The organism is Pseudomonas sp. FG35, from assembly GCF_057809295.1.
In genome coordinates, this window is the sequence record NZ_JBMDJR010000012.1 from 157,745 (window position 1) to 170,793 (window position 13,049).

Sequence of the window (13,049 nt, forward strand, 5' to 3'; positions counted from 1 at the left end):
GGGAGCGAATTCGCTCCCACGGTTTTTTGGGTCTCAGGATTGCGGGACGCCGTTCTCCCACGCCGACCAGTTCTTCAGGATGTCCTGCACCAACGGATTGCCCGCGCGGTAGAGGTTTTCCAGTGCCGGCACAAATCCGCCCTGATCGGCATACTTGAGCAGGTTGTCCACTTCGCTGCCGCCGGGCGCCGGACGGTCGAAGTCGGAGCCGGCGCGCACCACGGCCAGGCGCTGCACGTCCACCAGGCCCTCGCGGCTGGCGCGCAGCAAGGCTTCGTAGGTGGAGTTGTCTTCCTGTTGGGTGGTGCAGTATTCACCCTGGTTGTCGGTCAGCAGTTTGGTCCAGACCTCGGCGCGTTCGCTCAGACGCGTGCCGGAGAACCAGGTATTGCCCGCCAGCGTGTCGCAACGGGTGACCACCGGCGGCTGATTGGCCGGCGCTGCCGGGTATTTCAGGCGCCACACCGCCGATTCCTTGCTCTCGCTCAGTTCGACCTTGTGGCTCAGGGCGTAGGCCTTGGCCTGCAGTTTCGGGTTGAGTTCGAAGACTTCGGTCTTGTAGTCCAGCGGTGGTTTTTCGTTCGGGCCCTTGGTGTTGATGCCCAGGTATCCGGTCGGCCAACTCGATGGCGCGTCGCGGGAATCCAGTTCCCACTGGGTGCCGAACTCGACCAGGTAATGCGCCCAGGCGGCAGTGCCGATGGTCCCGTGTTTCGGGCTGATGCCGGCAATCCCGGCGATCAGGAAGTAGCTTTTGCGCAGGTCGAACTTCGGTGACAGCGCCAGTGCCAGGGTCGAGGCGGCGGCGTTGGTCTGGCCCATGCCGGTGGTCAGCAGGCACACCTGCTGCGTGTTGCAGCGGATGGTCGGGTATTCGGCCGACAGGCCCGGCACGCGGATTTCCTGTGTGAGCTCGAGGCGATCGATCCAGTGCTGTGCCTCCGGGGCGAACATGGTGATCAGCACCACTTTCGGCTGAATCGGTGCCTCGGCCGCCCATGCGGTGGAAGAGAGCAGGGCGGCAGCGGCCAGTGATACACGCGTCATTGCTTTCATGGTTGCTCCTTGATTCAGAATTGATAACCGATGCCGGCGTAGTAACCCCAGCCATTTGAGCGCGCCCGGAAGTTGCCGTCGCCGAAGTTCAGCTCGCTGCCATCCTCCCAGTTGCCGCCGTTGTGGAAATATCGGCCGACCAGGGTGAAACGCAGGTGTGTGAACGAGTACAGCAAGACGTTGGTCGCCACCGTGGCATTGGCAGTGCGCGCCGGGTTGTCCTTGTGCAGGTCCGAGCCGAAATCGAAGTTGGTGAAGCCGATGTAGGTCAGCGAGGCGCCATTGCTGAATTTGTCGATCGGCACGATGTACTTGAGCTGCGCGCGGTAGCCGTCCCACGAATACTCGTTGCTGGCCCCGTAGTTTTCCCACTGGTAGCGTCCGTACAGGTTGGCCGACAGATTGACCCTTGAATGGGTGTCGATGTCGGTGCCGAAACCGCTGTACAGCGTGTTGGCGCGGTTCTCTTTGCGGCTGCCGTGATCGTAGATCCAGTCGAACGCCACGTACCATTCCTTGAACGGCCCGATGGCCAGGCTGCGGCCGGCGAGGTAGTCGATGGAGATGCGCGGTTCGTGCTCCATGAACACCGGCGAGCCATGGTCCCACACGCCTTTGTCGTGGCTGTTGCCGATGTTGAAGATCTTCGGAATGTCGATGTAGCCGTACAGCTCGAACGGACCCTTGCGCCCGAAGTACTCGTATTCGAGGTAGATGTCGTCGGCCGGTTGCGGACCGAAACTGATGTCCTTGCTGCCGATCAGCATCAGATCCTGGTTGTACCAGTCCGACAGGTACGCGCCTTTTTTCGGCGGGCTGGCTTCGGGGCTGAGGGCTTCACCCTGGGCGGATTCCTCGGGCAGGGCAGGTTGCGCCAATGCGGTGTGACTGAGAACTCCAGTAACGCCGGCCAGTAGCAGGGAAACAGCAAAGGTGCGTGCACCGCGACGGCGGTGGCAGGAAGAAACGTACATTCAAAGTCCTTTTTGCAGATCAAGGCCCGAAATGATGGGCCCTGTACGGTTTTGTAACGAAAACGCAGTCAATAGCGACTAGCAAACGTTTGCACAAGCCGTACCAGTTTCTCAAGTCGCTGAAAAAACGATCGATTCGCGGGTTTACCTGGCGACTCGGTCAGCTCCTGAAAAGGGCCTGCGAAAACCCTCATCACCTTGCTCAGAACGGCCGGAAGTATCGACGCAGGGCCTTATCGCACAAAAGTATTAACACTATTTAACCGGTGCCCCATCGAAGGGCATCAACTAGCGTGTGTCTGGAAAGCGACGGTTTATCTGATGACCGTCATACGCTTGATGCGTGCTGGGTCTTGCTGCATTTGCACGCCTTCAAGGACGAAATTGGCCACGCAAGGAGTAGCCCGTGGAAGCAAGGTTTGGTGTTGCCCTCGTCTCGCGTTTTTCCCCTCTGTCCCTTGCTGTGCATCTGAGCGTCGCCGGGCTGCTGTTCGGTGGTGTCAGCGAGCAGGCGTTCGCCACCTGTTCGGCGGCGGGTTCCACGATTACCTGTTCGGGCGTCCCGACCCTGCCGCTGTTTCTCAATGATTACAGCAGCGCCACCAGCGGCCTGACGGTCAACGTCACCAACGGCGCGCAGATGAACGCGACGCTGGGCGGCAAGGTGATCAACCTGACCGGGGCCAACATCAACCTCAACAACTCCGGCACCCTCGACCCGGCCTTGCTCGGCCTGGTGTCGATCCTCAGTGGCGGTGCGTTCATCGGCACCGGTGCAACCAGTACGGTGAGCATCGTCAACAACACCACCGGGCTCATTCGCGGCACCGGCATGTTGCTCGGCCTTAACCTGACCAGCATCGACGGTCTGGGGATTGGTGTGAACAACTCGGTGTCGGGCACCACGACCATCACCAACGACGGCACGATTACCTCCACCGGGCTGTCGGTCGGCGGCATCACCCTGGCCGATACCCCGGTGGTCGGGGTGTATGGCGGTTCGCAAGTCAACATGACCAACAGTGCCAGCGGCACGATCAACGGCCGGATTGCTTTCGAGACGTCGGCAGCAGGCAACACCTTCACCAACGCCGGTAACATCACCGGCGGTGTGTCGATGGGGGCGGGCAGCACCAACACCTTCTACGCGATCACCGGTTCCAGCGTTAACGTCGGTGACGGCGTGCAAGTGTCCGTCGGCCTCGGTGGCCTGATCGGCATCAACCTGACTTTCGCCCCGACCGGCACCATCGATGGCGGCGCGGGGGGCACCAACACGCTGATCCTGCAAAACCCGATCGGCGTCGGTGGTGGCGTCACCGGGACCGGCACTGCGTCCAGCGCGACCTACGTCAACTTCAACAACCTGACCCTCAACAGCGGCACCTGGACCTTGCAGGGGCCGTTGGTCAGCGGGGCGACCACACTCAATGGCGGTGTCGCGCAGTTCAACGACAACGCCGCGTTCGGCAGCGGTGTGCTGACGTCCAACGGCGGGATTCTTCAGGCCAGCAATGCCGGTTTGTCGCTGGCCAACCAGATCAGTCTGGGCGCCGGTGGCCTGACCCTGCAGGGCATCAACGGCACCACCCTGAACGGCGTGATTTCCGGTACTGGCGGCTTGACCAAGATCGGCAGCGGTCAGCTCAACCTCAACGGCATCAACACTTACACCGGCAACACCGTGCTCAACGGCGGCACAGTGCTAGTGGGTAATAACTCGGCATTCAGCACTGGCGGCATTACGGTCGGCGGCGCTTCGAGCATCTCGGCAACGACGCCGATTTCGCTGGCCAACGCGATCACGCTCAACAGCACCCTGACCGCAACCGGCACTGGAGCGCTGACCCTGGGCGGGGTGATCAGCGGCGCCAGCAATCTGACCAAAACCGGCAGCGGCAGCCTGACCCTCAACGGCATCAACACCTACACCGGGATCACCAGCCTCAGCGCCGGGACTTTGCGCGTCGGCAACAACAACGCATTGGGCACCGGGGTCCTCAACACCAGCAACGGCACCAGTCTCGACAGCACCGGCAACGTGACCTTGGCCAACAACGTCGGCATCACCGGTACGTTGAATGTGCTCGGCAGCAATGCCCTGACCCTGGCCGGCATCGTGTCCGGCACCGGCTCGATCACCAAGAGCGGCAGCGCCAGTCTGACCCTGACCGGCAACAACACCAACAGCGGCAGCACCGCTCTCAACGGCGGCAGCTTGCTCGTCGGCAGCAACACCGCCCTCGGCACGGGCGCGTTGAACGCGGCGGCCGGCACCACGCTGGATGCGACCACCGCCGTGACCCTGGCCAACGCGGTGGCGCTGGCGGCGGATCTGACCATCGGCGGTACTCAGGCACTGGGCTTGAGCGGGGTCATCAGCGGCGCCGGCAATCTGATCAAGGGCGGCACCGCGAATCTGACCCTCAGCGGCAACAACACCTTCTCCGGCGGTACAGCGCTGAACAACGGGACGCTGATCATCGGTTCCAACACCGCGCTCGGCACCGGCGCACTGACCACGGCGGCGGGCACCACCCTCGACGCCAGTACCAGCGTGGCGTTGAGCAACGCGGTCGCCCTCGGCGGCAACCTGAATATCGCCGGCAATGCCAATCTGACCCTCGATGGCGTCGTCAGCGGCAGCGGCGGGCTGACCAAGAACGGCGCGGCGAACCTGATTCTCAACGGCACCAACACGTTTCTCGGTGCTATTGCATTGAACGCGGGCACCATCACAGCGGGTGCCAACGCTGCGCTGGGCAGTGGCAATATCACTGTCGGCGGCGCGGCGACCCTCGACAGCAATACCGCGGTGACGCTGAACAACAACGTCATTCTCAACAGCAATCTGGGGATCGGCGGCAGCAATGCACTGACCCTTGGCGGGGTGATCAGCGGCGCCAGTCAATTGATCAAGAACGGCACGGCCAACCTGACCCTCAACGGCGCCAACACCTTCACCGGCGGCACCGCACTCAACGCCGGAAGCTTGACCGTCGGCAACGGCGCGGCGCTCGGCACCGGCACGCTGACCGTGGGCGGGTCGGGCGGCACGCTCAACAGCAGCGCCAACGTGACGCTGAACAACGCCATTGCGCTGAACGCCAACCTCACTACCGGCGGCGCCAACCCGCTGACCCTCGGCGGTGTGATCAGCGGCGCCAGCAACCTGATCAAGACCGGTGCTTCAACCCTGACCCTGACCGGCAACAACACCTACACCGGTGCTACGTCGCTGAACGCCGGGACTCTGCTCGTCGGCTCCAACACCGCCCTCGGCACTGGCGTACTCAACGCCGCCAATGGCACCACGCTGGATGCCAGCACCGCGACGAGTCTGGCGAATAACGTAAACCTCGGCGGTAACGTGACCCTCGGCGGTAGCAACGCGCTGACCCTCGCGGGCGTGGTCTCGGGTGTCGGTGGTCTGACCAAAAGCGGCCCCGCCGATCTGATCCTCAACGGCGCCAATACCTATTTCGGCAACACCGCACTCAACGTCGGCAAGCTGATTGTCGGCAGCAATACCGCAATCGGCAGCGGCGCATTGAACGCGGCGGCCGGCACCACGCTGGATACCAATACCGCCGTCACTCTGGGCAATCAGATCAACCTCGCAGGCGCGCTCAATGTCGGCGGCAGCGCGGACCTGACCCTCACCGGCACCGTCGCCGGTGCCGGCAGCCTGGTGAAAGACGGTGCGGCCAATCTGAACCTCAATGGCACCAACACCTACGTCGGCGGCACCACCCTGAACGCCGGTACCCTGACCGTTGGCAACAGTTCGGCGCTCGGCACCGGCGCCTTGACCGTCGGCGGGGCAGCAACCCTCGACAGCAGTTCGCCGCTGGTCAGCCTGGCCAACGCGGTCGTGCTCAATGCGGCGCTGAGCGTCGGCGGCTCGCAGAACCTGACCCTCGGCGGCGTGCTCAGTGGCACCGGCCAACTGGTCAAGAACGGCAGCGCCAACCTGACCGTCAATGGCACCAACACCTTCAGCGGCGGCACCACCCTCAACGCCGGCACCCTGACCCTCGGCGCGCCCGGCGCATTGGGCAGCGGCACGCTCACCGTCGGTGGCGCCGCGACGCTGGACAACAGCACCGCTTTCACCCTCGGCAACAACATCACCCTCGATGCCGGGCTGACCCTGGCCGGCAACAACGGCCTGACCCTCAGCGGCGTGATCGACGGCGCCGGCAGCCTGACCAAGACCGGCCTGGACGACCTGACCCTCAGCGGCAACAACACCTTCACCGGTGCGCTGAACATTGCCGCGGGCAGCGTCACCACCGTGAGCAGCGGGGCGCTGGGCAATACCTCCGGCGCCGACATCAGCGCCGGTGCCAGTCTCAATCTGGGCAGCAACGCCAGCCTCAATGGCCTGAGCGGTAGCGGCAGCGTGCAGATCGGCGGCGGCAACACATTGACCGTGGGCGGAGTCAGCAGCACCAGCACCTTCGACGGCGACCTCAGCGGCAACGGCGGCCTGACCAAGGTCGGCACCGGCACCCTGAACCTGACCGGGATCAACGGCATCATCGGCAACACCGCGGTCAACGGCGGCACCTTGAATCTCAGCGGTTCGCTGGCGAGTGCCCAGGTCAACGTCAATACCGGCGCGACCGTGACCGGCAGCGGTTCGATTCTCGGAGCCCTCAACGTCAACGACGGCGGCCACCTGGCGTTGTCGTCGGGCACCACCCTGTCTGCAGCGTCACTGGTTCTGGCCGCCAACAGCAATATCGATGCGAACCTCGCGACGCCATCGACCACGTCGCTGATGGACATCGGCGGCAACCTGACCCTCGACGGTAACCTCAACGTCACCGATGCCGGCGGTTTCGGCGTCGGTGTCTACCGCTTGTTCAACTACATCGGCGCGCTGACCGACAACGGCCTGACCGTGGCCGGAGTGCCGGTGGGTTATGGCCTCGGCGACATCCTCGTGCAGACCCTTGGCACTCAGATCAACCTGGTGGTGTCGGCGCCGAACACCAACCTGCGTTTCTGGGACGGCAGCCAGACGATCGCCAACGGCACCGTGGATGGCGGCACCGGCACATGGACTGCAGGCGGCACCAACTGGACCAATTCCAGCGGCACGGTGAACCAGACCTGGGCCGGCGACTTCGCGGTATTCCAGGGCACGGCCGGCACGGTAGCGGTCAACGGCACGCAACTGTTCACTGGCATGCAGTTCCTCACCGATGGCTACAACGTGGTCAACGGCACTTCGGGACTGCTGACCGCCGTCAACGGCACCGGCGGCACCACGGCGATGCGCGTTGACCCGGGCGTGACCGCCACGGTCGGCGTGAACATCGACGGCAGCGGCATCCTCAACAAACTCGACGCGGGCACCCTGGTGCTCAACGGTGCCAACAGCTACAGCGGCGGCACGCAACTGGACGGCGGCACCCTGGTGGTCGGCAGCAACACCGCCTTGGGCACTGGCGCGCTGATCGCCAATGCCGGCACGCAACTGGACAGCAACACCGCCGTGACCCTGGCCAACGCGGCCACGCTGAACGGCAACCTGACGATACTCGGCAGCAATGCGCTGACCCTCAACGGTGTCATTTCCGGCACCGGCGGCTTGATCAAGAACGGTTCGGCCAGCCTGACCCTTGGCGGCAACAACGCCTTCCTCGGGCCGGTGGCATTGAACGCGGGCGGTCTGATTCTGGCGTCGAACAGCGCACTGGGTTCGGCCACCCTGAACGCGGCCAACGGCACCACTCTGGATGTCAGCGGCGCTTTCACGGCGGGTAATGCGATCAACCTGGCGGGCAACCTCGGCATCGTCGGCAGCAACGATCTGACCCTCAGCGGCGCGATCAACGGCGCCGGCAGCCTGACCAAGAACGGCGCGGCCAACCTGATCCTGAGCGGGGCCAACAACTTCCTCGGCGGCATCACCCTCAACGCCGGCACCCTGACCGCCGGCAGCAACGGCGCTCTCGGTCTGGGCAACCTGACCGTGGCCGGCGCCTCAGCGCTGGACAGCAACACTTCGGTGTCGCTGGGCAACAACGTGGTGCTCAACGCCAACCTGACCAACACCGGCAACAGCGATGTGGCACTCAGCGGCGTGGTCAGCGGCACCGGCGGTCTGATCAAGAACGGCGCCTCCAACCTGACCCTCAACGGCATCAACACCTACAGCGGCGGTACCACGCTGAACGCCGGCACCGTGACCCTCGGCACCTCGGCGGGTCTGGGCTCCGGCGCGGTAACCGTGGCGGGCGCTTCTACCCTCGATACCACTGCGCCGCTGGTGCTGGCCAACGACGTCAACGTCAATGCCAACCTGAGCGTGGCCGGTAACAACAACCTGACGCTCGGCGGCGTGATCGCCGGGGCCGGCACCCTGACCAAGAACGGTCTGGCCGACCTGACGCTGTCCGGCAACAATACCTTCAGCGGCACCTTCGACGTGCAATCCGGCAGCCTGACCACCCTGGGCAACTCGGCACTGGGCAGCAATGCCGGAATCAATCTCGGCGCTGCGGCGACCCTCAACCTCGGCGGTTCCGGCAGCCTCGCCAGCCTGACCGGCAGCGGCACTGCACTGATCGGCGGCGGCAACACGCTGAGCATCGGCGGCAACAACGCCAGCAGCATTTTCGGCGGTGTGCTCACCGGCACCGGCGAGTTGAGCAAACTCGGCACCGGTACGCTGACTCTGACCGGCCTCAACAGCCTGACCGGCAACACCACGGTCAACGCCGGCACCTTGAACGTCAGCGGCTCGCTGGACAGCGCCAGTGTGCTGGTCAACAGCGGCGGCACCCTGACCGGCGGCGGCTCGCTCGGCGGGGCCGTGACCGTGGCGGACGGCGGTCATCTGACCGGCGCCACCGGTAGCACGCTTTCGGTGAATTCGCTGGTGTTCAACGGCAACTCCAACTTCGATGTCGGCCTCGGTACACCGGTCTCCGGTGGCGGCAACGCACTGGTCAACGTCGGCGGCAACCTGACCCTCGACGGCACCCTCAACGTCAGCGACATCGGCGGTTTCGGCAGCGGCGTGTACCGGTTGATCAACTACACCGGTGGCCTGACCGACAACGGCATGCTGATCGGCACCGTGCCGGGCAGCGTCAACCCGGGCGACCTGACCCTGCAAACCGCGCTGGCCAACCAGATCAACCTGCTGGTCACCGCACCGGGCGTCACCGTGCAGTTCTGGGACGGCAACCAGCTCGTCGCCAACGGTTCGGTGGATGGCGGCAGCGGCACCTGGGGCACCGGCACCACCAACTGGACCGACGTCAACGGCACCACCAATCAGGCCTGGACCAACAACTTCGCGGTATTCCAGGGCACGGCGGGTACCGTGACCGTGAACGGCGCGCAAACCATCACCGGCATGCAGTTCGTCACCGATGGCTACAGCCTGCAGAACGGCACGGCCGGTTCGTTGAATCTGGTCAACGGTTCGTTGGGCAACGCGACCGTACGGGTCGATCCGAACGTCACCGCCACTGTGGGCGTGGCGCTCAATGGAGCCGGCACGCTGGGCAAATACGACACCGGCACCGTGGTGCTGAACGCCGCCAACGGCTACACCGGCGGCACCGCGCTCAATGGCGGCAAAATCGTGGTCGGCAACAACGCGGCCCTCGGCACCGGCGTATTGACCGCCGCCAACGGCACGGCGCTGGACAGCAACGCAGCGGTCAGTCTGGCCAACGCCGTGGTGCTCAACGGCGGACTCACCGTCGCCGGCGCCAACGCATTGACCCTCGACGGTGTGGTCAGCGGCAGCGGCAGTCTGATCAAGACCGGCGCATCGAGCCTGACTCTCAACGGCAGCAACACTTACAGCGGCGGTACTCAACTGTCCGGCGGTTCGCTGATCCTCGGCAACAACAGCGCGATCAGCAGCGGCGCCCTCAGCGTGCTGGGTAACGGCACCCTGGATAGCACCAGCGCGCTGCAACTGGCCAACGCCATCAACCTGGGTGCGCAACTGACCCTGGCCGGCAACCAGAACGCCACCCTGATTGGTGCAATCACCGGCAGCGGCAGTCTGGTGAAAAACGGCGGTGGCGACCTCGTGCTCAGCGGCGCCAACACCTACAGCGGCGGTACGACGCTGAGCGGCGGCAGCACCCGTGGCGACACCAGCAGCCTGCAAGGCGCCATCGTCAACAACGCGACGCTGACCTTCGAGCAGAACAGCGACGGCAGCTATACCGGCAATCTGACCGGCGCCGGCAACTTGAACAAAACCGGCATCGGTGCCTTGCTGCTGACCGGCAACAACACCTTCACCGGCAACACTGCGGTGCAGGCCGGTGCGCTGAACGTCAACGGTGTGCTCAACAGTGCCAACGTCAACGTCGCCAGTGGGGCGAAAATCGGCGGCAGCGGCGTGTTCGCCGGCGCCGTGCAACTGGCCAACGGTGCGACGCTGACTGGTGGCGGCAGTGCAACGCCGTTGTCGGTCGGTTCGCTGGCGTTGTCTTCGGGCACCAACCTGGACTTCACTCTCGGCTCGGCCGCCAGCTCTACAACGGTGGTCAACGTCGCCGGCAACCTGACCCTCGACGGCACACTGAACATCAGCAACGCCGGCGGCTTCGGCACCGGGGTCTATCAACTGTTCACCTACGGTGGCAGCCTGACCGACAACGGTCTGGTCTACGGCAGCCTGCCGGTGTCGGCGGCCAACCTGACCCTGCAGACCGCGCTGGCCAATCAGGTCAACCTGCTGGTGCAGAACGCGCCGAATGAAGTGCAGTTCTGGAACGGCGGCAAGACCAATCCGGACGGCAGCATCGGTGGTGGCAGCGGCGTGTGGGGGCCGGGCACCAACTGGACCGATCCGACCGGGACTCAGGCGCAGGCCTCCAGCGGTCAGTTCGCAGTGTTCGGAGGACAGGCTGGCACGGTCACCGTACAAGGCAACCAGAACTTCACCGGGTTGCAGTTCCTCACCAACGGTTACAGCCTGATTCCGGGCGCCGGCGGCACGCTGACGCCGGTCAACGGGCCTGGCGGCAGTCTTGCTCCGGTGCGGGTCAATGCCGGGGCGAGCGCGGAAATTTCCGTACCGCTGATTGGCAGCGGCGGGATCGAGAAGCTCGATTCCGGCACCCTGATCCTCAGTGGCGCCAATACTTACAGCGGGGGAACCACGGTCAGCGGCGGTACGTTGATCGGCAACACCACCAGCCTGCAGGGCAACATCCTCAACAACGCATCGCTGGTGTTCCAGCAAAACGCCAATGGCCAGTTCAACGGGACACTCAGCGGCCTAGGGGCATTGGCCAAACGTGGCAGCGGGACGTTGTTGTTGACCGGTAATCATCCGTTCAGCGGCACGGTGTCAGTGGATCAGGGCGTGCTGCAGGTCGGCAGTCCTGCGGCGAGGGCTTCCCTGGGCGGGCAGGTTACGGTGGCCAATGGCGCGGGCTTGAGCGGTAATGGCAGCGTCGGTTCAGTGGTCAACCACGGGGTGGTTTCTTCCGGTGCCGAGGCCGGTACGCTGAGCGTAACCGGTAACCTGACCAACGCCGCCGACGGTCTGCTGGCCCTGACCGTCAGTTCGCCAACGGCGACGCCGCTGGCCGTCGGTGGCACGGCGACTCTTGGTGGTGGCCTGCTGGTCAACAGCCTTGCGCCGTTTACCGGTAACGCCGTGTATTCGTTGATTACCGCTGGCGGCGGGGTAACTGGCACCTTCAGCGCCGCTGATCTGCCGCAATACGCGTTCCTGAATACGACGCTGGCCTACGATGCCAACGCGGTGAATCTGGTCGTCAGCCGCAACGGCAATTCGTTCGTCGACGTCGCCGCCACTGGCAACCAGGGCAACACCGCTTCGGCGTTGATGCGCAATGGCGCAGCCGGTGCGGTGTTGCAAAATGAAATCGTCAACCTCAGCGTGGCCGATGCACGGAACGCCTTCGACAGCCTGTCGGGGGAAATCCATGCCAGCACCGCCAGCGCGATCCTAGAGGATTCGCGGTACGTGCGGGACGCGGTCAACGACCGCATGCGCCAGCCGTCGTGCAGCGCACCGGACGATCCACGCCGCGCCCTGGCCCCGAGCGACAACCAGCTGACCAGTAACGGTTGCCACGGCGAAATGGTCGGCTGGGCCCGCGCACTCGGCGCCTGGGGCGAGTCGGACGGCGACAGCAACAGCGCGAAACTGGATCGCAACCTGAGTGGCTTCATGCTCGGCACCGACAAGCAGCTCGACGACCAATGGCGCGTCGGCATGGCCGCCGGCTACACCCGCAGCGATCTGGATGCCCATGATCGTCGTTCGAATGCCACGGTCGAGAGCTACCACCTGGCGGCGTACCTCAACTCGCAATTCGATGCGTTGGCAGTGCGCCTCGGTGCGGCGTACAGCTGGCACGACATCGAGACCAAACGCGACGTCAGCGTCGGCGCCTACAACGACCGATTGAAGGCCAATTACGACGCCCGCAGCGCCCAGGTGTTCGGTGAAGTCGGCTATGCCATCGAAGCGGCCGGGATCGCTCTGGAACCGTTCGCCGATTTGGCGTACGTCAACTACGACAGCGACAAGGCCAAGGAGAAAGGTGGGGTGGGGCGCCTGCGCGCCGAGTCCGATCAGGACATCACCTTCTCGACCCTGGGCGTGCGCGCCGGCAAGGTCATCACCCTGGCCAACGGCGGGCAATTCACCCCGCGCGCAGCCCTCGGCTGGCGGCATGCCTTCGGTGACACCAAACCCGACGCCGACCTGACCTTCATCGACGGCGGCGCCTCGTTCAACACCCAGGGCGTACCGATTGCCAAGGACAGCGCGGTGGTCGAAGCAGGCGTGGACTTCCAGATCAGCCCGACCGGCAAACTCGGTATCGGTTACTCGGGGCAGCTGTCGAACGAGAGCAACGATCATGCGATGACCATCAGCTTCAGCCTCGGGTTCTGATTCAGGAGCGAAGCACTTCAGCCGCCCGCAAGGGCGGCTTTTTTTTGCCTGCCGACCCCTCTGCTAAAATCCCTTCCACTGCCTCCCGGAGA

The 13,049-nt window shown here is 64.5% G+C and carries 3 protein-coding genes; 1 reads left to right on the top strand and 2 read right to left on the bottom strand.

The window, feature by feature from the left end; all coding sequences use genetic code 11:
* Window positions 1-33: 33 nt before the first annotated feature.
* Window positions 34-1,056: a purine-nucleoside phosphorylase gene (locus ACODTD_RS22550; protein ID WP_011335091.1), complete on the bottom strand. Its 1,023-nt coding sequence runs from the start codon at window positions 1,054-1,056 to the stop codon at window positions 34-36.
* A 14-nt stretch (window positions 1,057-1,070) separates the two neighbouring features.
* Window positions 1,071-2,030: a nucleoside-specific channel-forming protein Tsx gene (locus tag ACODTD_RS22555; RefSeq protein ID WP_285354431.1), complete on the bottom strand. Its 960-nt coding sequence runs from the start codon at window positions 2,028-2,030 to the stop codon at window positions 1,071-1,073.
* Between the two features lie 406 nt (window positions 2,031-2,436).
* On the opposite strand from ACODTD_RS22555, the gene ACODTD_RS22560 reads away from it, so the two are divergent.
* Window positions 2,437-12,957 carry an autotransporter-associated beta strand repeat-containing protein gene (locus ACODTD_RS22560; RefSeq protein ID WP_285354430.1) on the top strand — a complete coding sequence of 3,507 codons (10,521 nt, stop codon included), beginning with the start codon at window positions 2,437-2,439 and terminating at the stop codon, window positions 12,955-12,957.
* Window positions 12,958-13,049 lie beyond the last annotated feature (92 nt).

What these genes read in the sequence shown, in the direction of transcription:
- ACODTD_RS22550 (WP_011335091.1), bottom strand. Translation starts at nt 1,056, where the DNA reads ATGAAAGCAATGACGCGTGTATCACTGGCCGCTGCCGCCCTGCTCTCT.
- ACODTD_RS22555 (WP_285354431.1), bottom strand. Translation starts at nt 2,030, where the DNA reads ATGTACGTTTCTTCCTGCCACCGCCGTCGCGGTGCACGCACCTTTGCT.